Here is a 26,205-nt window from a genome sequence, read left to right as displayed (position 1 = left end):
TTCAGGTAATCAGTCGATGGCGGTGGGATGATCCATATCGAAGCCCATGGCGTCGCACAGGTTCATCACCGCACCCATGGCGGCGTCGATGGCGTCCTTGTCGGCGCTGCGGATCACGATGTTGGCGCCGTAGCCCTGGCCATAGAAAGGATAGCTGCCGATACTGGTGTCTGGGTGTTCTTCCTGAATTTTCCCAAGCCCTTCAGCGATCTTGCTTTCCGCCGCATGCACCGTGAGTGACTGGGCCCAGACCTTGCGACCGGTACGCAGGTGCGCGCGGATGCCTTCCAGCATCGACTGCATGATCTTGGGCACGCCGGCCATGATGAAGACATTCTCAATACGAATCCCCGGTGCGATGGACACAGGGTTGTCGATCAGCTCGCCGCCTTCGGGCACGCGGGTCATGCGCTTGCGGGCTTCGGTGAAGTTTTCTTCGCCATAATATTCCGCCATGCGCCGGTAGGCTTCGGGGTGTACCACCACAGGCACACCAAAGGCCGCAGCCACGCTGTCGACGGTAATATCGTCATGGGTTGGGCCAATACCACCGGTAGTAAACAGATAGTCGAACTTTGACCTGAGCGCATTCACCGCAGCCGCGATCTCTTCTTCAATATCCGGCACAACGCGCACTTCCGAAAGCTGGATACCCACTTCATTCAGCCACACCGCCAAGTATGACAGGTTCGCATCCTTGGTACGGCCAGAGAGAATCTCGTCACCGATGATAAGGAGCGCTGCGCTGATATCGCCGTCACTGTTCGCCATGTTCTTTTCCGTACTCTAAGCCCAATCGGACCTGATTAAGACGATGATCATTGCAACCGTCAACATTCATATTTAGAAAAAGGCAAACACCTTCTTCTGATCCTAGTTTTGATCAGATGGAATCGGGGCACAATTTCTATCATGGATACGCTTTAATCATGGGTACGGTTTACCTGCACATCGGCATCTTCAAGACAGGGTCTTCGGCGCTGCAGGTATTTTTTGCCCGAAACGCCGCAAAACTGAAGGATCAGGGGCTTATATACCCGCAGTCTGCATCTGTTTCCAATGCGAGAAGGGGGCTGATCACATCCGGCAACGGTTCATCCCTTGCCTTAGCCCTCAAGCAAGGGGCGCCCGCTGAAAACCGGGGAGAGCAACTTGCCTGGTTTGGCGAAACGCTAGTTAGTGCCAAATCCCATGGCATATTGCTGTCCAGTGAGATTTTCTGCGACTTGCCAGTGGACGCTTTCCAAACCCTGAAATCCATCTGCCATGAGCATGGCATGCAGCTGCAGGTTATTGCGTTTGTGCGGGAGCAGGCATCCTATATGGAATCTCTCTATATCCAGCAAGTAAAGCGGCGCCACATTACCAGCCTACCCGAACCGTATATCCGCGACCGATACCCTAAAGCCCGTCACTTGAAGTACCACGCTTTCCTGAGCAGCCTGTCCGATACAGTGGGTGCTGAAAACCTGAAGGTCAGGGACTATGGCGCAGAGGATGTCATCGCCGCCATGTGTGAAATCATGGGCCTTGAGCCAGACAACCTCGAGCGGCCGCCCAAAAAGATCAATATCAGCCTGCCCTATTTCCTGGTTCCCATGTTTCTTGAGCTAAACAAAATGGACCCGAACAAGTCCTTCTCAGACCAGGTCGTCCGCAACCAGTCCCAATTGCAGCAGCATGCGACAGCTGAAAGGCGCACCCTGCTGTCGCCAGACCTGCAGCAAGAGATCCGTGGCTATTTCGCTGACGAAAACAAGCGGCTATCGCAAGCTTTCTTTGGCGGGGCCGAAATATTCAACAAACCACTACCGCCCTATATCAGCCTTGAGGACGCATCCAAGGTGATGGACCTTATGGATGTGACAAAGCTGCTGGGTGGGCTGGCGATCCAACATGAACGCAGACTGATCAGGATTGAAAACGCGCTTCTGGCACTCGGAGACAAGGCCGGATTTGAGCCTGGCTGGGTCAGAAAAATCACAACCGATTGAACCATATGAGACGGAAACCGCCTCATTAGAGTACTGAAAAAAGAGGGAAGACCATGAAAACACGTGCAGCAGTAGCCTGGGGAGCCGGGAAACCGCTTTCTGTTGAAGAAGTTGATCTTGAGGGCCCAAAGGCGGGCGAGGTTCTGGTGGAAATCAAGGCCACAGGCGTGTGCCACACCGATGCCTTCACGCTGTCTGGCGATGATCCTGAAGGCGCTTTTCCTGCCATTTTGGGCCACGAAGGCGCAGGTGTGGTCCTCGAGGTGGGCGAAGGTGTGAAAAGCCTGAAGCCGGGCGATCATGTGATCCCCCTCTATACGCCCGAGTGCCGCGAGTGTGATTATTGCCTGCACCCCAAGACCAACCTGTGCCAGAGCATTCGCGAAACACAGGGCAAGGGCGTGATGCCAGACGGCACCAGCCGCTTCTCCATCGATGGCAAGCCGATCCTGCACTATATGGGCTGCTCGACCTTCTCGAACCACACGGTGCTGCCAGAAATCGCGCTCGCGAAAGTGCGCGAAGACGCGCCGTTCGACAAAATCTGCTACATCGGCTGCGGCGTGACCACCGGTGTGGGCGCGGTGGCGTTCGACGCGAAGGTAGAGCCCGGTTCGAACGTCGTCGTATTCGGCCTTGGCGGTATCGGCCTCAATGTCATCCAGGGCGCGCGCATGGTTGGCGCCAACAAGATTGTCGGCGTGGATATCAACCCGGCGCGCGAAGCCATGGGCCGCCAGTTCGGCATGACAGACTTCGTCAACCCGAAGGAATGTGACGTGATGGAAGCCATCATGGACCTCACAAACGGCGGCGCGGACTATTCGTTCGAGTGCATCGGTAACGTCAACACCATGCGTCAGGCGCTGGAGTGCTGCCACAAGGGCTGGGGCGAAAGCATCATCATCGGTGTGGCCGGCGCGGGCCAGGAAATCTCCACCCGCCCGTTCCAGCTGGTGACAGGCCGCGTGTGGCGCGGTACGGCCTTCGGCGGCGCGCGCGGCCGCACCGATGTGCCCAAGATTGTGGACTGGTACATGGACGGCAAGATCAACATCGATGACCTGATTACCCACAAGATGCCGCTGGATGAAATCAATACGGCCTTTGACCTGATGCACGAAGGCAAATCCATCCGCAGCGTGGTGGAGTTTTAAGAATTGAATTTCTGGCAAAAGGCGCTGTGCGCGCTGGTATGCATCACCAATGCGCATATGGATTCCAGAGCTGAAGAGTCGGAGGCAACCAGAGATTGGCTTCAATTTTCCTACGCCTACTACTCGGATCGACCTGTCGATATACTGTTCTATGAAATCAGATTGTATCCGACCGATTTGATGAAAGTTAAATCTCATGTGTACGCTGACGATCTACAAGGAGTATCGTTTGAATACCAAGCTGAACACGGCATTTTTGCCAGCCTATCAAAAGCCATTAAAACAAAATGGCCGACGGGAACCGTTCAGGAATTTCAATGCGAAAGTGGGTGGGATCATGATGCGCAATACAGCCTTATTCTCTCCAGTGTAGGGCAACATGTCTCTACTTCATGGTTCGAGAACTGCATGAACGAAAGCCAAAACAAAGAGCTGCTCGAGTTCACCAATTCACTGCAGGAATCGCTCAATATTGAAGGCCTAAAGGAAGAAATCTTAAAAAGGGTGACAGATGGAAATCATCAGTGAAACGGGCTGCTTTAGCGGCATCCAGGGCACCTACAAGCATGCATCAGAGATTCTGGACTGCGACATGCAGTTCAGTGTCTACACGCCACCTGCAGCGGCACACGGGAAGGTACCAGTCCTCTGGTACCTGTCCGGCCTGACATGCACGGAAGAGAATGCGACCGTGAAGGCAGGCTTCCAGCGGGTTGCTTCGGAACTCGGCCTTATGGTGATTTGCCCTGACACCAGCCCTCGCGGTGATCATGTTCCGGATGATGACGCCTATGATTTTGGCAAGGGCGCAGGCTTTTATGTGAACGCGACAGAAGACCCGTGGGCCAAGAACTTTCGCATGTCTGATTACATCACGAAGGAGCTTGCCGAATTCGTGGCGTCTGTCGGCATGACAGACATGAGCCGCCAGGGCATCACCGGCCATTCCATGGGCGGGCATGGCGCGCTGACGATCTTCCTCAAGAACCGCGAGACCTTCCGATCGGTCTCCGCCTTCGCGCCGATCGTCTCACCGATGAACTGCCCGTGGGGCGAAAAGGCACTGACGGGCTATATCGGTTCTGACCGCGCGGCATGGGCAGAGTATGACGCCTGTGCACTACTGGAACGCGATGGCGCTGCGGACGTAAATATCCTGATTGATCAAGGCCTTGCGGACAATTTCCTGGAGGGCCAGTTGAAGCCCGAGTTGTTGGAAGCTGCCTGTGAAAAAGTGGGCCAGAAGCTGACGCTCAGGCGCCACGAAGGCTATGACCACAGCTATTTCTTCATCTCGACCTTCATTGAAGACCATCTGCGTCATCACGCTGACGCCCTCAGGTAGGACATCATCATGCTTCGCCTCGCTCTCGCCGCCCTAATCGCCGTATCCGCCCTCACCCTGCCTGCCCAGGCCCACCAGGACCCGGAAATCGCGGGCTATATTCAGGTGGACGGCGGCAAGATCTGGTACCGGCTGAATGGGCACGAGCATCTGGGCAAGCGACCGGCGATCATTGTCATGCACGGTGGGCCGGGCGGTACGCACCGGGGCAATATGCCCTATGTAGCGCTGGCGGACGAATACCCGGTGATCCTGTATGACCAGCTGGGAACCGGCAATTCCGAACGCCCGAACAACCCGGAAAACTGGCGCGTGGAGCGGTTCGTGGCGGAGATCGACCATATCCGCGCGGCGCTCGGCCTTGATGACGTGATTATCGCGGGCCACAGCTGGGGCGGCACATTGGCGGCGGAATATGCTGTCAGGAACCCAGAAGGCCTGAAAGCCGCGATCCTGTCGAGCCCGCTGATTTCCACACGCCAATGGATCGCAGACAATCAGGAGTGGATTGACCAGTTACCGCCTGAGACGGCAGCAACCATCCGCAAGCATGAGGCTGAGGGCACTACCAACCATCCAGATTACCGCGCCGCGGAAGCCGCCTTTTATGCCCGCCACATGTGCCGCACCGAGGGCTGCCGCAACAGCCGCTACCGTGTGGACGGCCCGGATTGGAACCCAGTCATGTATGAAACCATGTGGGGGCCGACCGAATTTTTCGCGCCCGGCACACTGAAGGACTATGACATCAGCCCACAGCTAACCAAAGTGGATGTGCCTACATTGATGATTTGTGGCGAATATGATGAGGCAGCCCCGAAAAGCTGCCGCAAGTTTGCCGGGATGATCCCCAACGCCAAAGCGGTGATCGTTCCCGGTGCCGGGCACGCCACCATGGGCGACAATGAGGAGTTTTACATGATGGCGCTGCGGATTTTCCTGAAGGGCCTGAACGAGTAGCGCCTACGGGTGTCTGCGACGCGCTGCTTCAACGGACAGGCACAGGAGGTGGGCGAATTCGCCCTGCTCGTTCGCGAGCGGCAGCAGCACATTCTCCGTAATCACATGCTCCCGGCCGAACGGGATCAGCTCGAAAAGATAGAAAACCGGCGCCCGGCGCTCATATGCCAGCCGATAAACATCGCCGCGCCAATGCAGTTCAGGTGGGGTTTCTGACAAGGTTACACCGGTGAAATCCTGCTTGAGCATGTCTGAAACACCAGTGCCGAACAGACGAATTCTGAAATCCTTGCCACTGTCCAGCACATCCACGATATACACATTTGTCAGGAAAGATTTCATTTCAGGTGGTCGTATATCGGACTTCCGCGGCATGTCCCGACCGTCCAGCTTCGACAGCCATAGATCATGGATTTCCTTGGCAGACTTAAGGCGCGGCTCGCTCAGCTCCTCTGTCGGCTGACCAACCTCCCCGAAGGGGAAATTCCCGCTTATGTCCGGTTGCTTGCTCATGGCCCTTTCACCAAAACAGAGGCGCAGACAAGTTCCGAAAACTCGCCCTCCATATCGAGTGCCGGAAGGACGATATTTTCTGTGGTGACCGCAGGCCCGCCAGGCCGCCCCAGTTGGGACAAATACCCAACCGGCGCCCGTTCACGCACCACCGTGTCGTAGATGCGCCCGCGCCACTGAGTTTCCGGTACTGCGCTGATCAGGTGGCCCGTCATGTCGCGCCCCACCATCTGCGTCAGCGCCGTCCCAATCAGCCGCAACCGATAATCGGCACCGCCGTCGATGATGTCGACAATATAGAGATTGGGCAGGTAGGCCTTCATCCGCTCCGGCTTGAAATCGCTTTTGGACGGCATTTCCTGCTCGCCCTTGAGCTCCTTCCAAAGGTCGAAGAGTTCCCGGGTAAACTGTGATTGAGGCTCAGACAATTGCGTCAGGATCACCCCTTCAAGCCCTGTCGCATTCAAGTCAGCCATTGACAACATATAGCCCCACCTCATTTTCTTCCCGCCTCAAAGCTGACATGAAAGGCGCCCGCAGGCAACGATTTTACGGCAATTTCCCATACCTAAAATCTCCCCAAACACAAAAAAAGCGCCTCCACAAAGAGGCGCCTTTTCGCATTACTTTCAGTGTTTTAGCAGCTATTCGCCAAACACGCGCTTAAAGATCGTGTCAACATGCTTGGTGTGGTAGTCCATGTTGAAGAGCTCATCCAGCTCGGCTTCAGAAACCTTGCTTGTCACGGTCTCATCAGCCTTCAGAAGGTCAAGAAGCTGCAGTTCGCCGCGGCTGTCCCAAACCTTCATGGCATTCGCCTGCACCAGACGGTAGGCATCCTCACGGCTTACACCAGCCTGCGTCAGCTCAAGAAGCACGCGCTGGCTGTTCGGCAGACCGCCCATCTTGTTCATGTTATCCAGCATATTCTCTGGGTAAACCAACAGCTGGTCCATCACGTTCGTCAGGCGCGCGAGGGAGAAATCGAGCGCGACAGTCGCGTCCGGGCCGATATAACGCTCAACGGAGGAGTGGGAGATATCCCGCTCATGCCACAGTGCCACATTTTCCATCGCCGGGATCGCCATCGCGCGAATATAGCGCGCCTGGCCCGTGAGGTTCTCGGTCAGGATCGGGTTCTTCTTGTGCGGCATGGCCGACGAGCCCTTCTGGCCCTTGGAGAAATACTCCTGGGCTTCCAGGACTTCGGTGCGCTGCAGGTGGCGCACTTCAACAGCCAAGCGTTCGATACAGCTGGCGACAACGCCGAGCACCGCGAAATACATGGCGTGGCGGTCACGCGGGATCACCTGCGTGGAAACGGGCTCGACCTCAAGGCCCATCTTCTCAGCCACATATTCTTCAACGAACGGGTCGATGTTGGCAAACGTACCCACAGCACCGGAGATCGCACAGGTCGCCACTTCCTTGCGCGCCATTTTCATGCGCTCAAGACAGCGGTCAAACTCGGCGTAAGCTTGTGCCATCTTCAGGCCGAAGGTGACCGGCTCGGCGTGAATGCCGTGGCTACGGCCGATACACACAGTGTATTTGTGCTCTTCGGCGCGGCGCTTGAGGACAACCAGCAGCTTTTCAAGATCATCGATGATGATATCGGCAGCCTGTACCAGCTGAACGCTGAGGCACGTGTCGAGAACGTCGGATGAGGTCATGCCCTGGTGCACGAAACGCGCTTCGTCGCCCACATGTTCTGCAAGGTTCGTCAGGAAGGCGATCACGTCGTGCTTCACTTCGCGCTCGATCTCATCGATACGCGCAACCTCGAACTTGCCGCGCTCCCACACAGCCTTGGCGGCAGCTTCAGGAATACGGCCAAGCTTGGCGTTGGCATCACAGGCGTGGGCTTCGATCTCGAACCAGATACGGAACCGGTTTTCCGCTTCCCAAATGTCGGTCATTTGCTTGCGGGAATAACGAGGGATCATGGGGCGCGCTCCTCACGGGCAATGGGCTAAAACAAAATCTGCCGGTCACCTATCAGAAAGCACGGCTTATCGCAAGTTTCCTTGACACTTGGGCCATGCACACGGAGCATAGCTCCACCGCATTATTGGGGAGGGTTAGATGCGTTTCATAACAGCCATATTCTGCATTCTTGGTTTTGCCACCAATTCATCGGCGGAAAATATCCGAATTGAAAATGTCACAGTGATCTCTATGGATCACCCGACGGCCCAAGAGGGTGTTGTCGTTACCATTGTCGACGACCGCATCAGGCATATTGGGACCGCTGACAAAGCCCCTTCCCTGCATGGCGCGCCACGCATCATAGATGGCACAGGCAAATTCCTTATCCCTGGCCTCGCGGAAATGCATGGCCACCTGCCCGCCTCGGGCTGGGACAAGGACCGCACGGAAGACACGCTGTTCCTCTATCTGGCGGGCGGTGTCACCACCGTACGCGGCATGCTGGGGGACCCTGTGCAGTTTGACCTGCGCCAGAAAATTGAACTCGGCGAAATTGCTGGCCCAACACTTTATCTGGCGGCGCCCAGCCTGAATGGCCGCAGCGTCACATCAGTTGAGGAAGCCATCCAGAAGACCAAACAATATGCCGCCGCGGGATGGGACCTGCAAAAGCTGCATGGTGGCCTTTCCCTTGAAGAATATGATGCCATCGCCGCCACTGCGAATGCCCTTGGCTACCCGTTCGGCGGCCATGTGTCCGCCGACGTGGGGATCGAGCACAGTTTGGATGCCGGCCAGATCTCCATCGACCATATGGACGGCTACCTGCAGTGGCTTGGCGGCTATGAGCGCCCACTGACGGCGGAAGATATCCAGAAGGCAGTGGACAAAACACTCGCCTCCGGCGCCTGGGTCGTGCCCACACAGGCCCTGTTCAACACCTTTTATGCAGGTGCGGATGAAGACCCGACCCTGCCAGAAGATGAGGTCAGCGCCCTGCTTGCCCGTCCCGAGACCGCCTATGTGGACAAGGCCATGCTCGCGCGGTGGGAACAGACCGCCCGGTCAGTGCGCCGCAGTGCCATGGTGGTGGAAAATCGCCGGAAGCTCTTGAAAGCCTTTGCGGATGCGGGCGCCCATGTAGCCATGGGCAGCGACGCGCCCCAGACCTTCTCTGTGCCTGGCTTTTCCGTATGGCGGGAAATTGAAGAGATGGTCGCAGGTGGCATGAGCGCCGAACAGATTCTCCACGTCGGCACCAAAGCCGCTGGGGACTATCTGAAAGACAAAGACACGTTCGGTGTGATCAAGGCAGGCGCCCGCGCTGATCTGATCCTGCTGGACGCAGACCCACGCGCAGACATCATGAATATCACCAAGCAGGCAGGTGTGATGGCCGCAGGCCGCTGGTACAGCAGGGATGAGATTGACGCGCGGCTAAAGGAGATCGCAGCGCGCCACGGCAACTAATCGCCGTTCAGGACCGCGATAAAGTCACTGCGCCACTTTGAAATGGGGTTTCGGGCCAGGTTTGCATTCTGGAAGCAGGCATCGCCCGAAACTTCCTTGCCGATCCAGGCCGGGCGCTCGAAATACTCGTCCTTCGCCTGCAGTTCAATCTCTGCCAGCCATAGGCCCTCGTTCGGGCCCTTGAACACATCAACCGACCATATATGCTTGCCTGACTTGATGCTGTGGCGGGTTTTCCGCACCGGTTCCTCAAGCGCATTGTCGATCATGCTCAGAGCTTCGGCGTTCGAAAGCTTTCGCTCGATCTCCTGACGGGCAATGCCTTTGCCGATCTTGACCGTCATCACATAGCCGCCCTCATAGCGGCGCACGCGCAAGGATCGCCCTTCCCCACGCATAATGTACCACTGGGCAATCTCTTTCCCGTCCTTGAGGTCCAGAATACCGGGCCGCACCAGAAATTTACGCTCGATCTCAATCACGGTTTGATCTTGCCCGCCCGCAGGAAACAGATATGCAGGGCATTGGCATATCCTGGTGGAATATCGGCGATTTTCGCAATGCCCTTGGGACCTTTGAATTTAGCCCATCTGTGCTCGTCCGACAGCGTGATTTCAATATCCTTGGCTTTGTCCGGCAACTGGGCCGTGAATACCAGCACAAGCCGGTCGCCAAGCGTTGGATGATGCTTGACCCAACTGGAAACAAATTCGAAGGTCTTGGCCTTCAGACCGGCCTCTTCCTTCACCTCACGCTTCAGCGCTTTGAAAAGGTCTTCTCCGGTTTCCACCTTGCCGCCAGGCAGGTCAAAGAGGCCGCTGGACTTGCGCATTACCAGCGCCTTGCCGTTCGCGGACATAAGGACTACCTTTGCCGAAACCGGCAGGTCGTCCTCTAATTCCTTGCGAGTGGACTGTACTTGTTCCCAATACATCAAACTTCCTTAAACGGGGGCTTTCCGGCCATTCTCGTCGTGCCGGCGCCTACAATAACCCCAAATCCTTAAAACTTGCCTGCCCTGTTTTCCCGACAATGATATGGTCGTGAACCTTGATGCCAACGCGCCTGCAGGCGTCTGAAATTTCCTTCGTCATCTGAACATCCGCGTGGCTGGGTGCCGGGTCGCCCGACGGATGGTTATGAACAAGTATAAGGGCGCCGGCTTCAAGTTCAAGGCCACGACGGACAACTTCCCGCGTATAAACGGCCGTGCGGTCGATGGTACCGTCGCTCAAGACCTCATCAGCAATCAACGCATTCTTGCGGTCCAGGAACATGAGGCGGAACTGTTCACGCGGGATATTGCCCATGGCACCCTGCAAGTACCCCTGCACCGCCGCCCAGTTGCTCATCACAGGCTTGCCTGTGGCCTCAGCCCGGGTCAGGTGAAGCGCGGAAGCCTGCACAGCTTTAATGGCAGCAATCGCGGTCTCCCCCAGCCCCTTCATGGTACGCAGCTTGTCCACATCGGCACTCAGCACAGCTGCGTAACTTCCGAAACGGGCGATCAGGTCTTTGGCCAGAGGTTTAACATCGCGTCGGGGAATACCCAGAAACAGGATCAGCTCAAGAAGCTCATAGTCCGCAAGCGCGTCAGGTCCGCCCCTCAGGAAGCGTTCCCGAAGCCTGGCCCTGTGGCCCTTGACGTGATCCCTGTTGTCCGTTTCCCCCATCCGGCCCCTGTCTAATCCACGCCATCATAAGGCGGGCAAAACCAGCCTTTTGGCGACTTGGTGAAGACTTCATAGCCATCATCTGTGACGGCCAGTGTGTGCTCGAACTGCATCGACAGCGTTTTGTCGCGGGTTACCGCGGTCCAACCGTCCGCCAAAATCTTGGAGCCCGGCTTGCCAGCATTGACCATGGGTTCAATGGTGAAGAACATGCCAGGGCGCAGCTCAGGGCCCGTGCCCGGCTTGCCGAAATGCATCACGCTGGGTTCGTCATGGAACACCCGGCCGATACCGTGGCCGCAGAAATCCCGCACCACACTGTAGCGGTGGGCCTCAACGTGCGTCTGAATTGCATGACCAATATCGCCCAGGCGCGCACCTGGTTTCACGGCCTCGATACCCTTCCACAGCGCTTCGAACGTCACCTGACACAGGCGTTGAGGCAGCAGTTTTGGCTTACCCACAAAAAACATGCGGCTTGTGTCGCCGAACCAGCCGTCCAGAATCACCGTTACGTCGATGTTCAGGCTGTCGCCTTCCTTCAGCTTTTTCGGCCCCGGAATGCCGTGGCAGATGACGTGGTTGATCGAGGTGCAGATTGATTTCGGAAAACCGCGATAATTCAGCGGCGCCGGAATGGCGTTATTGTCCAGAATGAATTCGTGGCACAGTCGGTCCAGCTCTTCCGTGGTGATGCCCGCTTTCACGTGTGGCGTTATATAATCCAGCGTCCCGGCTGCCAGCTTGCCGGCCGCACGCATGCCCTCAAAGGCCTCAGGGCCGTGGATCTTGATTGCACCGGTGCGTGCTTCGGGCACATCAACCGCATCTACATAATTCATTGTCAAATTCCCGCTTCGATCACTGTCCTGACTTAGAAGCCAAGGGACATCGGGCGGTCCACCCGGATGCCGTCAGTCGACAGATCACAAACATAACACAAAGTTTCAACGCCCGCCTCAATGGCTTCCTTAAGCGTCGCCGCATAGGTGGGATCAATATCCGTCGCAGGCGCAAAAGACAAGCAATCACCGCGCTGTACAAGGTATAGCATCACGGCCCGGTGGCCTTCCGCCACCATATCCATCAGCTCACGAAGGTGCTTTGTGCCTCGCGCGGTCACCGCATCGGGGAATTGGGCATCATTCCCAACGCGCAATGTCACATTCTTCACTTCGACAAAACACTGGTTTGCTGCACCTGTCTTTTCTGACTCCTCCAGCAGTATATCGATCCGGCTGTTCTGGCCGTATTTCACTTCGCGCCTGAGGCTGGCATAGCCCGAAAGTTCCGGTATCACACCACCCAGGATGGCTTCTTCCGCCAGCTTGTTGGGGTGGCTGGTGTTGATACCCACCAGATGGCCGTCCACCTCCACCATTTCCCAGCGCCAGTCCAACTTGGCCTTGGGGTTGGTGTTGGGGGACAGGTAAACCCGGCTGCCGGGCTCCTTGCACCCCAGCATTGAGCCCGAGTTGGCGCAGTGCGCGACCACCACGCTGCCGTCCGGCAACTCCACGTCCGCCAGGAAACGCTTGTAGCGCTTGATCAGGCGGCCTTCTGTCAAAGCATTCTCGAAAATCATGCCAGCACCCTATCCAGTCCTATAAGCGCAATCAAGCGCCACTGTATTTTCACACCAATATGTCACGCATCCCCGGCCTGTCACAGAATAGTTGATGAAAGTGATGTTAAATTGTCGACAATATGATATTGAATATCCCGACAAAGTTATGAGTAATCCGTCAAACGAGGAAAACAGGGAGGGTACTCAGCATCATTTTTTATATCGATTTGCATAAATGCCACGCCCATTTGGTTGCTTATCTGCAACACTTTGACTTCTTGGTCAGTATTGTTGTGAAGCGACTGATGAAAAATCATTCTCATCAGGTCCAGCGTATGCAAACTAAGGCTTTGGACGCATTATCCAAATCAGATGCCCGGCACCGATGGCATCACGCGTTTCCCAAAGTTGCTTATAAAAAAGAAGCTGCGTACTTCGAATGAGGAAATTCACCATGAAAAACACTTGGTTCAACCATAGCGCATGCCTGATCGCGGGCTGTTCTGCGCTGGCGCTCTCCGTTGGCGCCAATGCCCAGAGCGCATCGAGCGACTTCGTGCTCGAAGAAATCGTCGTGACCGCCCAAAAGCGGGAACAGAGCCTCCAAGACGTTCCGATCTCTATCTCCGCGCTGAGCGGCGACAAGATCAACACGTTCGCCGCTGGCGGCGAAGACATTCGCCTGCTCTCAAGCCGCGTACCTGGCCTGAACGCTGAATCATCCAACGGTCGTGTAGCGCCACGCTTCTACATCCGCGGTCTCGGCAACACTGACTTCGACCTCGCAGCTTCCCAGCCGGTATCTGTTGTTGTCGACGAAGTTGTGCAGGAAAACGTAATCCTGAAAAGCTTCCCGCTTTTCGACGTGGAGCGCGTTGAAGTACTGCGTGGCCCACAAGGCACTCTGTTTGGTCGCAACACGCCAGCAGGCATCATCAAGTTCGACACACGCAAGCCAACCCAGGAAGCTGAAGGCTACCTGTCTGCAAGCTACGGCTCGTACGGCACAGGCTCGTTTGAATTCGCACAGGGTGGCGGCATCAGCGACAAACTGTCTGCCCGCGTATCCATGCTTTACAGCCGCCGTGATGACCATATCGACAATGCTTACCTTGGCGAAGACGATGCCCTTGGCGGCTTTGAAGAATTCGCCGGCCGTGCACAGGTCTTGTTTGAGCCAACTGACACCTTCAGCGCTCTGGGGAATATCCATTTCCGTAGCCTGACGGGCACAAGCTCGCTGTTCCGCGCGAACATCCTGACAACTGGCAGCAACGACATCAACGGCAACTTTGACCGTGATGAAGTTTACTTCGGTGATGACCATGGCAACCCACAGGAATATGACAGCTGGGGTGCATCTCTGAAGATGGTCAAAGACTTCGACAATGAAATGACCCTGACCTCCATCACTGCTTATGAGACCACCAACGGCTCCAGCCTTGGCGATATCGACGGCGGTAACCCGGATGGCCCAGGCTTCATTCCGTTCCAAAGCACGACCCAAGACCATATCGATGACCTGGACCAGATCACGCAGGAACTGCGCCTGTCCCAGCAAGCAAGCGATCAGCTCTTCTATCAGGTTGGCTTCTTCTTCTTCGATAGCGACTTCACTGTGCGCACTACGCCGTTCTTCGTGCCGGATTCGACTGTTCGTCACCAGAACACCACTTGGGCGCTCTTTGGTCAGGTCAGCTATGACGTAACAGCAGACACCACAATCACCGTGGGTATGCGTTACACCGACGACGAAAAGACAGCTGATGCTTATTCTGGCGCATTCGGCGCACAGCTTGACACTGTTGAGCTTGAAGGCGACCGCGTAAGCTGGGATGCAGCTGTCAACCACGTGCTGAATGACGATGTATCCATCTATGCCCGCGTAGCCTCCGGTTTCCGCGCGCCAACCATTCAGGGCCGTGACGTAGCCTTCTTCGGCGTACCAACCACCGCCAAGGAAGAAACCATCATGTCCTACGAGGCAGGCTTCAAGGCGACTCTCGCTGAGAACCGCCTGCGCTGGAATGGTGCTGTCTTCTACTATGACGTATCCGACCTGCAGGTAACTGCGGTTGGTGGTGCTACCAACAGCGTGCAACTCGTAAGCGTTGACGAAGTAATCGGCTACGGCTTTGAGACTGACATCGAGTGGCTGGCATCCGAGAACCTGACTATCACGGCAGGCCTTGGTTATGCCAACACCCAGATCAACGATACCGGCCTGCGCGTACCAACTTGTGGTTCCGGCCAGTGTACGCCGCTTGACCCGATCGATGACGACGGTTTCGCGATTGTTGACGGCAATCCGCTGCCACAGGCACCAGACTGGACTGTGAACTTCACGGCTGACTATCATCGCATGATGGGTGACGGCGAATTCTTCATCTTCGCTGACTATGCGCTTCAGGGCGACACCAACATGCTGCTCTATGATACAGCTGAGTTCTCCACCAGCGGCACGTTCGAACTGGGTGCCCGCATGGGTTACCGCTTCGGTGAAGAGCTGCAGCACGAAGTTTCCATCTTCGGCCGCAACATCACCAATGAAACGAACCTCAAGGGTGTGATCGACTTCAACAACAACACGGGCTTTGTGAACGCACCGCGCGTGTTCGGTATCGGTCTTTCCACTCGCTGGTAGGCAAGTCAAAATTCAATCGTTTGGGAACGGGGGCCTTTCGCCCCCGTTTTCTTTTGCCCATAAAAAAAACCCGGCGCTAGGCCGGGCTTTTGCATTCCAGAATGGTGCCTGCGTTATGGCACAAGCTTTACCGAATGGGCTCCATCAACCGGTAGCGCCACACCTGTTGTGAAGCTTGAAGCGGGGCTAGCCAGCATCAGCATCGGAGGCACCAGTTCCGCAAGCTCGCCCGCACGCCGGGCCGGCGTGGCCTTCAGCATCTGCAGGCCACGCTCCGTATTCAGGCCTTCCTCGTTGATCTCTGTAACAAAGAAGCCTGGGCACAAGGCGTTCACACGAATGCCGTAACGTTGCCACTCAAGCGCCATCGCGCGGGTCATCTGCACCACGCCTGCCTTACTGGTCGCATAGCTCAGATGCTGGTTGGAGACCCCGAGTCCCAGGATGGACGCGGTGTTGATAATGCTGCCCTTCAGGCCAGCGCTGATCATATGCTTGGCAGCAGTTTTGCCCACGCGCCACATGCCCTTGAGGTTGGTGTCCAGCATGTGGTCCCACTGCTCTTCGGTTTCCTCAAGCGCTGGCACCATGTGCCCAACACCTGCGTTCGCGCACACAACTGTGGGCGTGCCAAGTTGTTCGGCCGCGTCGGTGAATGCGGCTTCGACACTCGCCGCGTCTTTTACGTCCATCGACAGGGCAAGCGTCTTGCGACCGGTTTCCTTGGCGATCTCCTTGGCCAATTCTTCGATGCGGTCAACCCGGCGGGCGCACAGCACCACGTCAGCACCGGCCCGCGCCAGCGCCTGGGCAAACTCAGCACCAATGCCGGAAGACGCGCCAGCCACCAGGGCCACCTGGCCTTCAAGGCTGAAAAGACCGTTCAGATAATCATTGCTCATCATACTCTCCCTTAACCCGCGTTTTCGCGGTCATAATCGGCGAAGCTTTTACCGGCTTCGGCAAGTTCTTTCAGAAGCGGCGCAGGCTGCCACCAGCGCGGGCCGAATTTCTCCTGGAATTCCATAATTTTGGCGTAGACATTCTTCAGGCCGATTGTGTCGGCATAATGCATTGGTCCGCCACGGTAGCGCGGGAAGCCATAGCCGTTCACATAGACCACATCGATGTCGCTGGCGCGGTAAGCCTTGCCTTCGCCCAGAATTTTCGCACCTTCATTGATCAGCGCCATCATGCAACGCTCCACAATATCCTCAGCCGGGATTGGCTTGCGCTCGATACCCAGTTTGGCGCTTTCTTCTTCGATAACCTTCATGACCTCAGGATCAGGCTGTGGGGTGCGGTCGCCTTCGGCATACCTGTAGATGCCCTTGCCAACCTTCAGGCCTTTACGACCCTGCTCAACCAGCCGGTCGACCCAGTCATAGGCCTTGGTCTCGTAATTCTCGCGCCCCATGCCTTGGCGGTTCAGGTAGCCAATATCAACGCCCGCCATGTCGGACATGGTCATCGGCCCCATTGGCATGCCGAAATTATAGAGTGCCGCATCCACTTCTTCAGGCTTCGCGCCCTCGATTACCGCCAGCGACGCCTCGCGACCGTACGGCGACAGCATGCGGTTGCCAATGAAACCGTGGCACACGCCCGCAACCACACCCACCTTGCGGATGGCCTTCGCCAAATCCACACAGGTGGCCAGCACATCGTCAGCCGTTTTCTCAGCCCGAACGATTTCAAGAAGCCGCATCACATTGGCGGGGGAGAAGAAGTGCAGCCCGAGCACATCAGCAGGACGGCTGGTGGAGGCAGCGATTTCGTCGATATCAAGATAGGAGGTGTTCGATGCCAGGATCGCGCCAGGCTTGGCCACACGGTCCAGTTCGCCGAACACCTTCTTCTTGATCTCCATTGTCTCGAACACGGCCTCAATAATGAGGTCGCAATCCGACAAGTCATCATAGCTGAGCGTACCAGTGAATTGGCCCATCAGGCCTTCCACTTGCTCGGCTGTCAGCTTGCCCTTGGCGGCCGAACGCTCGTAATTCTTGCGCACAACGCCCAGGCCACGGTCCAGTGCCTCCTGCTGCACCTCAAGGATCGTCACAGGAATGCCCACATTGGCGAAATTCATGGCAATGCCGCCACCCATGGTACCGGCACCGATGATGCCTACACGCTTGATGTCGCGGCGCGGGGTTTCCTTGGTAATGCCCGGAATGCGGCTGACCTGGCGGTCGGCAAAGAACATATGCTGCAGGGCCTTGGCCTGCGGATTTTTCGCGCATTCCTGGAACAGTTCACGCTCGCGCTTCAGCCCTTCCGCCAGCGGCAGGGACACGGCTACTTCCACACACTGGATGCAGCGCTCTGGCGCGAAATAGCCGCGGGTTTGCTTGGCGACAGACTTGCGGACGCCAGCAAAAAACTCAGGCCCGAAGGCGTCCCCATCGATTTCAATCTCGCCGGTGCGGCGTGGCGGTTTTCCAACGGCTTTTTCTGCGGTGGCGATCGCGGCCTCAACCAAGTCACCGTCTGTTATCTCATCAATCACGCCCCACTTCAGTGCCTCGCGCGCCTTCACATGGCGACCGCTGAGGATCGCATCAATGGCGTTTGCAGGGCCAGCGATGCGCGGTAGGCGCTGGGTGCCCCCCGCGCCCGGCAGGATACCCAGATGCACTTCCGGCAGACCGATCTTGGCACTTTCCACGGCCACGCGGTAATGACAACTCAGTGCCACCTCAAGGCCACCACCCAGTGCGGTGCCATGGATAGCAGCAACAACGGGCTTTTCCATGGCTTCAATCTGGTTCACCACATCAGGCAGGTGGGGCTCCTTGGGTGGCGCGCCAAATTCGCGAATGTCTGCGCCAGCAATGAAGGTGCGGCCTGCACAGGCAATGACGATGGCATCAACGCCGTCGTCTCCGGCAAGTGCCGTCATCTGGTTTGCCAGCCCCTCGCGCACACTGTGCGACAGGGCGTTCACCGGCGGATTGTCCACCGTCAGCACCGCCACGCGGCCATGCATTGCTTTGGAAACTGTCGTCATTGCTTTTCCCCTTCAAATCCTCAAATTCTTATGTGCGTTCCAGCACCATCGCGATGCCCTGCCCCACGCCGATACACATGGTGGCAAGGCCGTAACGCGCCTTTTGCTCCGCCATTTCATGCGCGAGCGTCAGCGCAAGTCGGGCGCCGGACATTCCCAGCGGGTGGCCCAGCGCAATCGCACCCCCATTCGGGTTCACGTGTGCTGCATCGTCAGCAAGGCCAAGCCCGCGCAGGCATGCCAGCGATTGGGCGGCGAACGCTTCGTTAAGCTCAATTATGTCGATATCACTGAGTGCCAAGCCCAAACGTGACAATAATTTCTGTGTGGCGGGCACGGGCCCATAGCCCATGGTACGTGGCGGCACGCCTGCGCTGCACATACCAACCACCCGTGCCATGGGTGTCAGGCCATAGGTTTTCACCGCCTCTTCACCGGCAATCAGCAGGGCAGCCGCGCCGTCATTGGTGCCGGATGCATTGCCTGCCGTCACAGTGCCCCCTTCCCGGAACGGCGCGCGCAGGCCCGCCAGCGCTTCCATGGTGGTATTGCCGCGCGGGTGCTCGTCGTGCGCCACAACCAGCGGATCACCCTTGCGCTGTGGGATAGAAACCGGGGCAATCTCGCGCTCGAACCGGCCACTTTCCTGCGCGGCCTTGGCGCGCATTTGCGAGCGGTAGGCGAAGGCGTCCTGGTCCTCGCGGCTGATCCCCATGTCTTCAGCCAGGTTTTCTGCGGTTTCAGGCATGCTGTCGGTGCCGTATGCGGCCTTCAGGGCCTTGTTGACAAACCGCCAGCCAATGGTGGTGTCGTAAATCTCTGCGTTGCGGTCAAACGCGCTGGTGGCCTTGGCCATCACGAAAGGCGCGCGGGACATGCTTTCCACGCCGCCCGCGATCGCCAGATCGGCCTCACCGGCCATCACGGCCCGGGCAGCAAGCCCCGTGGCCTCCAGCCCTGAGCCACACAGCCTGTTCACGGTGGCAGCGGGCACATCCTGCGGCAGCCCGGCCAACAGCGCCGCCATACGGCCGACATTGCGGTTGTCTTCCCCCGCCTGGTTGGCGCAGCCGAAATAAAGATCATCCACGCGGGACCAGTCAACGCCATCGTTCCGTGCCATCAGCGCCTTGATGGGGTGTGCCGCCAGATCATCCGCCCGCACGGACGACAGCCCACCGCCATAACGCCCGATAGGGGTCCTGATACCGTCACAAATATAAGCCGTTTTCATCTGTAGCCCTCCGCCCAAAAACTGATCGAAAAATTATTTAAGACCTAAAGTAAATCCTGCAATTCAAATTACCAGCGTCAATTGCGGTTCATTTTGTCCGCGCTTCATTGCCTTTTTAATCGGCCGTATTAATTATAGATCAAAGACTGCATTCGACGAGGGGAAGGACCAAAAATGGCACTCGACCAGGAAACACTCGACCAACTGCTGGAAACTCTGCGCCGGTTCGTACTCGAGCGTCTGATCCCCCTTGAGCGCCAGGTGGCTGACACTGACCGCATCCCGGACGAAATTGTAGCCGAAATCAAAGAGCTTGGCTTGTTCGCGCTCACGATTCCTGAAGAATATGGCGGGCTGGCGCTGAATATGTGCGAGGAAATAGAGGTCGCCATGGTGATCGGCGAGGCCGCGCCTGCCTTCCGGTCCCTGTTCGGCACGAATGTGGGTATCGGCAGTCAGGCCATCGTACTGGACGGCACGCCTGAGCAGAAAGAGAAATACCTACCGAAGCTCGCGAGTGGCGATCTTGTGGGTTCCTTCTGCCTGACGGAACCCGAAGCCGGGTCGGATGCCGGAAGTCTGCGCACCAGCGCCGTTCGGGACGGCGACCATTTCGTCCTCAACGGCACCAAACGTTTCATCACCAACGCGCCCTACGCTGGCCTGTTCACTGTAATGGCGCGCACGGACGCGAATAGCAAAGACGCCCGCGGTGTCTCGGCCTTTCTGGTTGAAAAGGGCACACCCGGCCTGACCGTTGGTGCACCCGAGAAGAAAATGGGCCAGCAAGGCGCGCCGGTTGCCGACGTTATTTTCGATAATTGCCGCGTGCCCGCAGAGAATATCATCGGCGGGGTGGAGAACATGGGTTTCAAGACCGCCATGAAGGTCCTGGACAAGGGCCGCCTGCATATCTCTGCTGTGTGTGCGGGGCTCGCATCGCGGATGCTCGCGGACGCTGTGCGCTACACCAAGGAACGCACCCAATTCGGCAGCGCCATCGCAGACTTCCAGCTGATTCAGGCCATGATTGCCGACAGCGAAACTGAAATTTACGCCGCCAAATCCATGATCCGCGACGCGGCCGCTGCTCGCGACCGGGGCGAAAACACCAAGCGCAAGGCCTCCTGCGCCAAACTTTTCGCGTCCGAGATGGTGGGCCGCGTGGCAGACCGCGCCGTGCAAATGTATGGCGGCGCGGGTTATATCGCCGACTACGGCATCGAACAGCTCTACCGCGATGCGCGCCTGTTCCGGATTTACGAGGGCACAAGCCAAATCCAGCAGCTGATTATCGCCAAGGATGTGATCGCCAACACCGACTAGGCAGGCAAAATTTTATGGCTTGACCTTGGACCCTGCTCAAACCCTACCATAGGGCGCGAAAGCAAGTTCAAGGATACAACCATGACCAGTTGCCACGCGCACGATAGCCACGAGACACATGAAAACCATACGGCGCATGACCCCGTCTGCGGCATGACCGTCGACCCGGGCACGACAGCACACAAGAGCAGCCATGAGGGCGAGGACTATTTCTTCTGCAGCGGCCACTGCAAGAAGAAGTTCGACGCAGACCCTGAAGCATACATGGAAGGCGCGCCCGAGCCTGAGCCAATGCCTGAAGGCACGCTCTATACCTGCCCTATGCACCCGGAAATCGTTCAGGAAGGTCCCGGCAGCTGCCCCAAATGCGGCATGGCGCTGGAGCCTATGGGTGTCCCGACCGGCGATACGGGCCCTGACCCGGAATATATCGACTTCCGTCGGCGCTTCTGGATCGGTACAGTTTTCACGGTGCCGCTATTCATCTTGGCCATGGCCCCCTTCTTTGGCCTTGGCGCCATTCGTGAAGCAATTGGTGAGCGCACGGCTGCCTGGATCGAATTCTTCCTCGCGACCCCCGTGGTGCTGTGGAGCGGCTGGCCGTTTTTTGAGCGCGGTGTGCAGTCGGTCATCAACAAAAGCCTGAATATGTTCACTCTGATCGCCACCGGCACAGGGGCAGCCTATGCCTTCAGCACTGTAGCCGTGTTTGCCCCCGGCATTTTCCCCGCCGGTTTCCGGGGCGAGGACGGTCAGGTGCATGTCTATTTCGAGGCTGGTGCTGTGATTGTGGTCCTGGTGCTGCTTGGGCAACTGATGGAACTGGGCGCCCGCAACCGAACAGGTGCCGCAATTCGGGCTCTCCTCGACATGGCAGCCAAGACCGCGCGCGTCATCCGCGACGACGGCTCGGAAGAAGAAATCCCACTTGAAGATGTGGCGGTAGGTGACCGCCTGCGTGTCCGCCCCGGCGAAAAGGTACCGGTGGACGGCAGTGTGCTCGAAGGACGTTCATCTGTGGACGAATCCATGATCTCCGGCGAGCCAGTACCCGTTGAAAAATCCGAAGGTGACACGCTCACTGGTGCCACTATCAACGGAAACGGCAGCCTGATCATGAAAGCGGAACGGGTCGGCAAGGATACCATGCTGTCTCAGATCGTTGAGATGGTGGCGAACGCCCAAAGAAGCCGGGCCCCAATCCAGAAGTTGGCTGATGCGGTGGCAGGCAAATTCGTGCCTGCGGTGATTGCCGTTGCCATCGCCGCTTTCATCGGTTGGGCTGCCTGGGGCCCCTCACCCGCCTTTTCCTATGCGCTGATTGCTGCCGTTGCAGTGCTGATCATCGCTTGTCCTTGTGCGCTTGGCCTTGCCACGCCCATGTCGATCATGACCGCGACCGGACGCGGCGCAATGGCGGGGGTGCTGATCAAGAATGCGGAAGCGCTGGAACGATTTGCCAAAGTAGACATGCTGATTGTCGACAAGACAGGCACCCTCACTGTCGGGAAACCAGAGCTGACAGCTGTTTTACCAGCTGACGGCTTTGACGAGGACAGCGTGTTGATGCTGGCGGCAAGCCTTGAGCGCGGGTCAGAGCATCCGCTAGCGGACGCCATTGTGAACGCCGCAAAGGCCCGCAACGCAACACTGGAAGACGCGGTAGACTTCGAAGCCATTACCGGCAAGGGCGTGCGCGGCAAAGTGGCCGGCAAGGATGTGGCACTCGGGAACGCCAAGCTGATGGACGATATGGGCGTGAACGCGGGGGCGCTGTCGGCCGACGCAGACAGTCGTCGTGACAACGGCGAAACTGTGATGTTCGTTGTGGTTGACGGCAAGGCCGCCGGGCTTGTCTGCGTTGCAGACCCGGTCAAGGAAACAACGGCAGAGGCGCTAAAGGCACTTCATAAGGTTGGGCTGAAGGTAATCATGGCCACCGGCGACAACGCCCGCACGGCAAAGGCCGTGGCCGCACGCCTGGGTATCGACGACATCCGTGCCGATGTGCTGCCAGAAAATAAGGCGGCCCTGGTGAAAGAGCTTCAGGAAAAAGGCCACCGCGTAGCCATGGCCGGGGACGGCGTCAATGACGCACCGGCGCTTGCACAGGCAGATGTGGGCATTGCCATGGGTACAGGCGCCGATGTGGCGATCGAAAGCGCAGGCTTCACCCTGGTGAAAGGCGACCTCCTTGGCATTGTAAAGGCGCGCAAACTGGCGGTGGCCACAATGCGAAACATCAAACAGAATCTGTTCTTTGCGCTTGTCTATAACGCGGCGGGGGTGCCGATCGCAGCCGGCGTGCTGTATCCGTTCCTGGGCATCCTGATCTCACCCATGTTTGCAGCAGCGGCCATGAGCCTAAGTTCTGTCTCGGTGATCACCAATGCGCTTCGGCTAAGGAAGGTCTCTCTATAGCATCGACCGGTAAATATTTCGTAAGCAATTGAAAGAATTGCATTAATAGTCCGTCAACTTTCGTTTCTCATACTGGGTACAGGTGCCCAACTTAGGAGACGTAACGTGAACGACTTCGAAAAACAGATGAAGGACTACCGCCTGACCACGGCGCACATCTATTATTACCGGCCAGACTTTGAGCGGCTGCTGCAGGAATATGTCTGGCAGGAGCTGGACATCGCACCCCGCTTCCCGGTGCTTAGGAAATTCCTCGATTTCTGGGAAAAGAACCTGGACGGCAAACTGCACAGCGTGCGCGTGGCGTCGCTGGAGCTCATAAAGCCAGCGGAACTGAGAATGGCGGACACCATGATCATCCACTGACGTCGGGACAAAGTTGCAATTTTGTGATCACATTTTACAACGTTGATGATATATATTTCCCCATCAGACATTGAGGGAGGAAATAAATGTCTCGTTTTGTGATCGCATTTCTGGCAGGAGCCTGCCTTAGCGCGCCAACATTTGCTGGCGATGATATGACCAAGCATCCACAAAAGATGTCAAAGGCGGAAATCGCAGGCGAGATTTTCAAGGACAAGCGCCTCGTCGTCATGACGCATGAAGGCGAAGAGGGCCCCTACCAAACCGAAGACGTTGAAACATTTCTCTCGACCGACAAGAAGTTTGATAGCGGCATGTACCGGTCTGGCCCCGTTCGCATGACGCTGGAGCCCTACGGCGTGGACGAATTCATGTATTTTCTGGAAGGTGGTGTGACGCTGACATCCGACGATGGAACCGTCACCGAAATAAAGGCCGGAGACGCTGTCACCATCGGTAAGGAATGGCGCGGAACCTGGGATACCAAAGGGTACACCAAGATCTATGTGATCTATTCCCCTACCCCGATGGTGGGTGAAGAATAGCCGCTACATTAGGGTGCGTCGGCCACCAGCTGGCGCACCGGATAGCCCGCGAAGCTTTTGCATTCTTCAAGCACTGGCAGCGTATTGAGCTTCACCACGCCGATCTCGGCACTCAAAATCTCATCCGACAGGTTCCTGAGCTGTGCCATATCGCGGATCACGACGCGCAGCAGATAATCGAACGTGGCCCCCAGCATATAGGCGGACACGATCTCTTCCTTTGACGCGATGTAGGCGTCGAATTTCTTGAAATCGTCAGGAAAGTGGCTCTCCAGCGTGACTTCCATGAAGGCGGAAAGCACGGGCCCGATTTTATCCAGCGCCACATCAGCCCGGTAACTGGTGACATAGCCTTCTTCTTCAAGACGGCGGGTGCGGGTGAGGCACGCGCTTGGGGACAGGGCAACCTTATCGGCAAGTTCCTGATTGGTGATGCGGCCGTTTTCCTGCAGGCAGGCCAAAATATTCAGGTTGATCCGATCAAGCTTCATGCTGCGTTTTCTCCCGTGCTGGGTGGGCCTTTGCATCTTCCGCAGTTCATGCGGCCCCTGCCCCGATTTCCGCAATTAATGGGGCCGCAACCCCGAAGTTCCCTATTTCATTCTGGCGTGCCTATGGTTCCATGGAGCCAAGAAATTCAATATATGGTGAGCAAAATGCACGACATTGCCAGGCAAAGCCAGCAAAAGATTCATAAGCAGAAGATTCTTCACCCTGCGACATCAATATCCGCCCTGGAGGCCGATGGTCCCCGCAAAATTGCAGATGCACAAGGTATTCATGTAACCGACGCCGACGGCCATAAAGCCATAGACGGTATCGCCGGACTTTGGTGTGCCAACGTTGGCCACGGTCGCGCGGAAATTGCCGACGCCATGCGGGATGCGGCCCTGAAGCTGGATTATTTCCATACATTCGGGGGCCACACCAACGATATGCAGGAAGCCCTGGCAGATGAACTGATCGCGATGGCACCGGAAGGCCTGAGCCATGTGTTCTTCGGCTGCTCTGGATCTGACGCTAACGACACGCTGGTGAAAATCGCCTGGCAATATAACGCCATGCGAGGCAAACCGGAAAAGCGCAAGATCATCTCCCGCTGGCAAGCCTATCACGGCACGTCGATCTCCACCGCAAGCCTGACGGGGCTGAAAAGCTTCCACAAGGCGTTTGGTCTGCCGCTTGACTTCGTCAAGCATACGGACTTCCCGCACTTCTACAGCCAAGCTGAGGACGGTGAAGACGAAACCGCCTTCTCTGCCCGCCTGCTGTCCCGCCTGGAGCAACTGATAGAAGAGGAAGGCGCGGATACCATCGCCGCCTTCATTGGCGAACCCATCATGGGCGCCGGCGGCGTGGTGACACCACCTGAAGGCTACTGGCAAGGCATACAGGACATCTGCCGCCGCAACGATATCTTGATCATCGCCGACGAGGTGGTGTGCGGGTACGGGCGCACTGGGCACAATTTCGGCTCGGACCTTTACGGCATCAAGCCCGACATGATGGCCACAGCCAAAGGCCTGACAGCCGGCATTTTCCCCATGTCTGCGGCTTTCATCAGCCAGGAAATCCATGATGTCATGCGCACCGCTTCACGCGAACTAGGCGGCTTTTCCCACGGCTATACTTATAGCGGGCACCCTGTGGGCGCTGCCGTCGCGCTCAAGGTGCTTGAAATCATGAAGCGCGAACAGCTGGTCGAGAACGCAGCTACCACAGGCGCCTATTTCCATCAGCAACTGCGGGAGGCCTTTAAAGGCCACGCCCATGTAGGCGAAATACGGGGCGCAGGGCTTGTAGCCGCAATCCAACTGATGGCGGACGCGGACAGCAAAACATTCCTGGACCCCACCCGGAAGCTGGCCGCCAAAATTTCGGAGGAATGCTACCGACGCGGTCTGGTGATCCGTCCTTTGCCGACCATGAATTCACTGGCTCTGTCACCCCCTCTGACGCTTGCTCGCGGCGATGTTGACGACATTGTTGAGATCACCAAAGCTGGCATAGATGCCGTCATGGCGGCAGGCTCCTGAGCGCTGGACACA

Annotated in this window: 25 protein-coding genes; 12 read left to right on the top strand and 13 right to left on the bottom strand. The window is 57.2% G+C overall.

All coding sequences use genetic code 11. From position 1 onward, the window contains the following. Nucleotides 1-9 precede the first annotated feature (9 nt). Nucleotides 10-771, bottom strand: a complete 762-nt coding sequence (locus B3Z17_RS01980) for a competence/damage-inducible protein A (RefSeq protein ID WP_286828363.1) — start codon at nucleotides 769-771, stop codon at nucleotides 10-12. A gap of 158 nt (nucleotides 772-929) precedes the next feature. On the opposite strand from B3Z17_RS01980, the gene B3Z17_RS01975 reads away from it, so the two are divergent. Genes B3Z17_RS01975 through B3Z17_RS01955 form a run of 5 tightly spaced genes read left to right on the top strand, consistent with a single transcriptional unit; the run spans nucleotide 930 to nucleotide 5,456 of the window. After that, on the top strand, nucleotides 930-1,994 hold the full coding sequence (locus B3Z17_RS01975; protein ID WP_286828362.1) for a hypothetical protein: 1,065 nt from the start codon (nucleotides 930-932) through the stop codon (nucleotides 1,992-1,994). Between the two features lie 53 nt (nucleotides 1,995-2,047). Further along, nucleotides 2,048-3,151, top strand: a complete 1,104-nt coding sequence (locus tag B3Z17_RS01970; protein WP_068305399.1) for an S-(hydroxymethyl)glutathione dehydrogenase/class III alcohol dehydrogenase — start codon at nucleotides 2,048-2,050, stop codon at nucleotides 3,149-3,151. Between the two features lie 3 nt (nucleotides 3,152-3,154). After that, on the top strand, nucleotides 3,155-3,679 hold the full coding sequence (locus B3Z17_RS01965; RefSeq protein WP_286828361.1) for a hypothetical protein: 525 nt from the start codon (nucleotides 3,155-3,157) through the stop codon (nucleotides 3,677-3,679). Continuing rightward, nucleotides 3,663-4,496, top strand: a complete 834-nt coding sequence (gene fghA / locus B3Z17_RS01960) for an S-formylglutathione hydrolase (protein ID WP_286828360.1) — start codon at nucleotides 3,663-3,665, stop codon at nucleotides 4,494-4,496. Before B3Z17_RS01965 ends, fghA begins: the two co-directional genes overlap by 17 nt. 9 nt (nucleotides 4,497-4,505) lie before the next feature. After that, a complete protein-coding gene (locus B3Z17_RS01955; protein WP_286828359.1) occupies nucleotides 4,506-5,456 on the top strand; it encodes a proline iminopeptidase-family hydrolase in 951 nt (316 codons plus the stop codon). Nucleotides 5,457-5,459: 3 nt separating this feature from the next. Here the strand turns inward: B3Z17_RS01955 and B3Z17_RS01950 are convergent, their stop codons facing one another. The 3 genes from B3Z17_RS01950 to purB form a co-directional block, all read right to left on the bottom strand. Next, nucleotides 5,460-5,969: a PAS domain-containing protein gene (locus B3Z17_RS01950; RefSeq protein ID WP_286828358.1), complete on the bottom strand. Its 510-nt coding sequence runs from the start codon at nucleotides 5,967-5,969 to the stop codon at nucleotides 5,460-5,462. Continuing rightward, a complete protein-coding gene (locus tag B3Z17_RS01945) occupies nucleotides 5,966-6,445 on the bottom strand; it encodes a PAS domain-containing protein (RefSeq protein WP_286828357.1) in 480 nt (159 codons plus the stop codon). Before B3Z17_RS01945 ends, B3Z17_RS01950 begins: the two co-directional genes overlap by 4 nt. Before the next feature lie 168 nt (nucleotides 6,446-6,613). Then, nucleotides 6,614-7,915, bottom strand: a complete 1,302-nt coding sequence (gene purB, locus B3Z17_RS01940; RefSeq protein WP_286828356.1) for an adenylosuccinate lyase — start codon at nucleotides 7,913-7,915, stop codon at nucleotides 6,614-6,616. A gap of 139 nt (nucleotides 7,916-8,054) precedes the next feature. Here purB and B3Z17_RS01935 point away from each other — a divergent pair, with 139 nt between their 5' ends. Continuing rightward, entirely contained in the window at nucleotides 8,055-9,368 is a 1,314-nt protein-coding gene (locus B3Z17_RS01935) for an amidohydrolase family protein (protein ID WP_286828355.1), read from the top strand. Here the strand turns inward: B3Z17_RS01935 and B3Z17_RS01930 are convergent. The 5 genes from B3Z17_RS01930 to sfsA are packed head-to-tail and all read right to left on the bottom strand — an operon-like array spanning nucleotide 9,365 to nucleotide 12,626. After that, entirely contained in the window at nucleotides 9,365-9,850 is a 486-nt protein-coding gene (locus B3Z17_RS01930) for a CYTH domain-containing protein (protein WP_286828354.1), read from the bottom strand. The two genes, B3Z17_RS01935 and B3Z17_RS01930, sit on opposite strands and share 4 nt — an antisense overlap. After that, a complete protein-coding gene (locus tag B3Z17_RS01925) occupies nucleotides 9,847-10,302 on the bottom strand; it encodes an NUDIX domain-containing protein (protein WP_286828353.1) in 456 nt (151 codons plus the stop codon). The genes B3Z17_RS01930 and B3Z17_RS01925 overlap by 4 nt, the downstream gene beginning before the upstream one ends. Nucleotides 10,303-10,351: 49 nt before the next feature. Then, the gene (gene radC / locus B3Z17_RS01920) at nucleotides 10,352-11,041 is read right to left on the bottom strand and encodes a RadC family protein (protein ID WP_068305385.1); all 690 of its coding nucleotides are present in this window, start codon (nucleotides 11,039-11,041) and stop codon (nucleotides 10,352-10,354) included. Nucleotides 11,042-11,052: 11 nt separating this feature from the next. Then, the gene (gene map, locus B3Z17_RS01915; RefSeq protein WP_286828352.1) at nucleotides 11,053-11,883 is read right to left on the bottom strand and encodes a type I methionyl aminopeptidase; all 831 of its coding nucleotides are present in this window, start codon (nucleotides 11,881-11,883) and stop codon (nucleotides 11,053-11,055) included. Between the two features lie 32 nt (nucleotides 11,884-11,915). Next, nucleotides 11,916-12,626 (bottom strand): DNA/RNA nuclease SfsA, encoded by a 711-nt coding sequence (gene sfsA, locus B3Z17_RS01910; RefSeq protein ID WP_286828351.1) that lies wholly within the window; start codon nucleotides 12,624-12,626, stop codon nucleotides 11,916-11,918. 436 nt (nucleotides 12,627-13,062) lie between these two features. Between sfsA and B3Z17_RS01905 the strand changes: the two genes are divergently transcribed. Then, nucleotides 13,063-15,252, top strand: coding sequence for a TonB-dependent receptor (locus tag B3Z17_RS01905; RefSeq protein WP_068305379.1), 2,190 nt, complete (start codon nucleotides 13,063-13,065; stop codon nucleotides 15,250-15,252). A gap of 113 nt (nucleotides 15,253-15,365) precedes the next feature. Here B3Z17_RS01905 and B3Z17_RS01900 read toward each other — a convergent pair whose 3' ends face one another. The 3 genes from B3Z17_RS01900 to pcaF are packed head-to-tail and all read right to left on the bottom strand — an operon-like array spanning nucleotide 15,366 to nucleotide 19,499. Next, complete coding sequence (locus tag B3Z17_RS01900; protein ID WP_068305375.1) at nucleotides 15,366-16,154, bottom strand: SDR family NAD(P)-dependent oxidoreductase; 789 nt, start codon at nucleotides 16,152-16,154, stop codon at nucleotides 15,366-15,368. Between the two features lie 11 nt (nucleotides 16,155-16,165). Continuing rightward, nucleotides 16,166-18,265 carry a 3-hydroxyacyl-CoA dehydrogenase NAD-binding domain-containing protein gene (locus tag B3Z17_RS01895; protein WP_286828350.1) on the bottom strand — a complete coding sequence of 700 codons (2,100 nt, stop codon included), beginning with the start codon at nucleotides 18,263-18,265 and terminating at the stop codon, nucleotides 16,166-16,168. A 28-nt stretch (nucleotides 18,266-18,293) separates the two neighbouring features. Then, nucleotides 18,294-19,499, bottom strand: a complete 1,206-nt coding sequence (gene pcaF, locus B3Z17_RS01890; protein WP_286828349.1) for a 3-oxoadipyl-CoA thiolase — start codon at nucleotides 19,497-19,499, stop codon at nucleotides 18,294-18,296. Nucleotides 19,500-19,673: 174 nt separating this feature from the next. Here pcaF and B3Z17_RS01885 point away from each other — a divergent pair, with 174 nt between their 5' ends. The 4 genes from B3Z17_RS01885 to B3Z17_RS01870 all read left to right on the top strand — a co-directional run bounded on the left by B3Z17_RS01885 (nucleotide 19,674) and on the right by B3Z17_RS01870 (nucleotide 24,157). After that, entirely contained in the window at nucleotides 19,674-20,825 is a 1,152-nt protein-coding gene (locus B3Z17_RS01885) for an acyl-CoA dehydrogenase family protein (RefSeq protein ID WP_286828348.1), read from the top strand. An 81-nt stretch (nucleotides 20,826-20,906) separates the two neighbouring features. Beyond that, entirely contained in the window at nucleotides 20,907-23,246 is a 2,340-nt protein-coding gene (locus B3Z17_RS01880) for a heavy metal translocating P-type ATPase (protein WP_286828347.1), read from the top strand. 126 nt (nucleotides 23,247-23,372) lie between these two features. Then, nucleotides 23,373-23,612 carry a Usg family protein gene (locus tag B3Z17_RS01875; protein ID WP_068307080.1) on the top strand — a complete coding sequence of 80 codons (240 nt, stop codon included), beginning with the start codon at nucleotides 23,373-23,375 and terminating at the stop codon, nucleotides 23,610-23,612. An 86-nt stretch (nucleotides 23,613-23,698) separates the two neighbouring features. After that, the gene (locus B3Z17_RS01870) at nucleotides 23,699-24,157 is read left to right on the top strand and encodes a cupin domain-containing protein (RefSeq protein ID WP_068305366.1); all 459 of its coding nucleotides are present in this window, start codon (nucleotides 23,699-23,701) and stop codon (nucleotides 24,155-24,157) included. A gap of 8 nt (nucleotides 24,158-24,165) precedes the next feature. Here the strand turns inward: B3Z17_RS01870 and B3Z17_RS01865 are convergent, their stop codons facing one another. Beyond that, on the bottom strand, nucleotides 24,166-24,648 hold the full coding sequence (locus B3Z17_RS01865) for an Lrp/AsnC family transcriptional regulator (RefSeq protein WP_286828346.1): 483 nt from the start codon (nucleotides 24,646-24,648) through the stop codon (nucleotides 24,166-24,168). 165 nt (nucleotides 24,649-24,813) lie between these two features. Here B3Z17_RS01865 and B3Z17_RS01860 point away from each other — a divergent pair, with 165 nt between their 5' ends. Next, nucleotides 24,814-26,193: an aspartate aminotransferase family protein gene (locus B3Z17_RS01860; RefSeq protein WP_286828345.1), complete on the top strand. Its 1,380-nt coding sequence runs from the start codon at nucleotides 24,814-24,816 to the stop codon at nucleotides 26,191-26,193. The last annotated feature ends 12 nt before the right edge of the window (nucleotides 26,194-26,205 follow it).

Origin of the sequence: Kordiimonas sp. UBA4487 (assembly GCF_002389025.1) — a bacterium.
Taxonomy (GTDB): Bacteria; Pseudomonadota; Alphaproteobacteria; order Sphingomonadales; family Kordiimonadaceae; genus Kordiimonas; species Kordiimonas lacus.
The sequence above is the reverse complement of the archived record's forward strand: the minus strand, read 5'-3'. Positions and strand labels throughout refer to the sequence as shown.

Excerpts from the sequence above, each read along its gene's own strand:
- B3Z17_RS01955 (WP_286828359.1), top strand. The coding sequence starts at position 4,506 with ATGCTTCGCCTCGCTCTCGCCGCCCTAATCGCCGTATCCGCCCTCACC.
- B3Z17_RS01980 (WP_286828363.1), bottom strand. The coding sequence starts at position 771 with ATGGCGAACAGTGACGGCGATATCAGCGCAGCGCTCCTTATCATCGGT.
- B3Z17_RS01895 (WP_286828350.1), bottom strand. The coding sequence starts at position 18,265 with ATGACGACAGTTTCCAAAGCAATGCATGGCCGCGTGGCGGTGCTGACG.
- B3Z17_RS01975 (WP_286828362.1), top strand. The coding sequence starts at position 930 with ATGGGTACGGTTTACCTGCACATCGGCATCTTCAAGACAGGGTCTTCG.
- B3Z17_RS01870 (WP_068305366.1), top strand. The coding sequence starts at position 23,699 with ATGTCTCGTTTTGTGATCGCATTTCTGGCAGGAGCCTGCCTTAGCGCG.
- B3Z17_RS01905 (WP_068305379.1), top strand. The coding sequence starts at position 13,063 with ATGAAAAACACTTGGTTCAACCATAGCGCATGCCTGATCGCGGGCTGT.
- B3Z17_RS01880 (WP_286828347.1), top strand. The coding sequence starts at position 20,907 with ATGACCAGTTGCCACGCGCACGATAGCCACGAGACACATGAAAACCAT.
- B3Z17_RS01945 (WP_286828357.1), bottom strand. The coding sequence starts at position 6,445 with ATGGCTGACTTGAATGCGACAGGGCTTGAAGGGGTGATCCTGACGCAA.
- fghA (WP_286828360.1), top strand. The coding sequence starts at position 3,663 with ATGGAAATCATCAGTGAAACGGGCTGCTTTAGCGGCATCCAGGGCACC.
- B3Z17_RS01950 (WP_286828358.1), bottom strand. The coding sequence starts at position 5,969 with ATGAGCAAGCAACCGGACATAAGCGGGAATTTCCCCTTCGGGGAGGTT.
- B3Z17_RS01900 (WP_068305375.1), bottom strand. The coding sequence starts at position 16,154 with ATGAGCAATGATTATCTGAACGGTCTTTTCAGCCTTGAAGGCCAGGTG.
- B3Z17_RS01935 (WP_286828355.1), top strand. The coding sequence starts at position 8,055 with ATGCGTTTCATAACAGCCATATTCTGCATTCTTGGTTTTGCCACCAAT.
- map (WP_286828352.1), bottom strand. The coding sequence starts at position 11,883 with ATGAATTATGTAGATGCGGTTGATGTGCCCGAAGCACGCACCGGTGCA.
- B3Z17_RS01885 (WP_286828348.1), top strand. The coding sequence starts at position 19,674 with ATGGCACTCGACCAGGAAACACTCGACCAACTGCTGGAAACTCTGCGC.
- radC (WP_068305385.1), bottom strand. The coding sequence starts at position 11,041 with ATGGGGGAAACGGACAACAGGGATCACGTCAAGGGCCACAGGGCCAGG.
- B3Z17_RS01925 (WP_286828353.1), bottom strand. The coding sequence starts at position 10,302 with ATGTATTGGGAACAAGTACAGTCCACTCGCAAGGAATTAGAGGACGAC.
- B3Z17_RS01860 (WP_286828345.1), top strand. The coding sequence starts at position 24,814 with ATGCACGACATTGCCAGGCAAAGCCAGCAAAAGATTCATAAGCAGAAG.
- B3Z17_RS01875 (WP_068307080.1), top strand. The coding sequence starts at position 23,373 with ATGAAGGACTACCGCCTGACCACGGCGCACATCTATTATTACCGGCCA.
- purB (WP_286828356.1), bottom strand. The coding sequence starts at position 7,915 with ATGATCCCTCGTTATTCCCGCAAGCAAATGACCGACATTTGGGAAGCG.
- B3Z17_RS01970 (WP_068305399.1), top strand. The coding sequence starts at position 2,048 with ATGAAAACACGTGCAGCAGTAGCCTGGGGAGCCGGGAAACCGCTTTCT.
- B3Z17_RS01865 (WP_286828346.1), bottom strand. The coding sequence starts at position 24,648 with ATGAAGCTTGATCGGATCAACCTGAATATTTTGGCCTGCCTGCAGGAA.
- sfsA (WP_286828351.1), bottom strand. The coding sequence starts at position 12,626 with ATGATTTTCGAGAATGCTTTGACAGAAGGCCGCCTGATCAAGCGCTAC.
- pcaF (WP_286828349.1), bottom strand. The coding sequence starts at position 19,499 with ATGAAAACGGCTTATATTTGTGACGGTATCAGGACCCCTATCGGGCGT.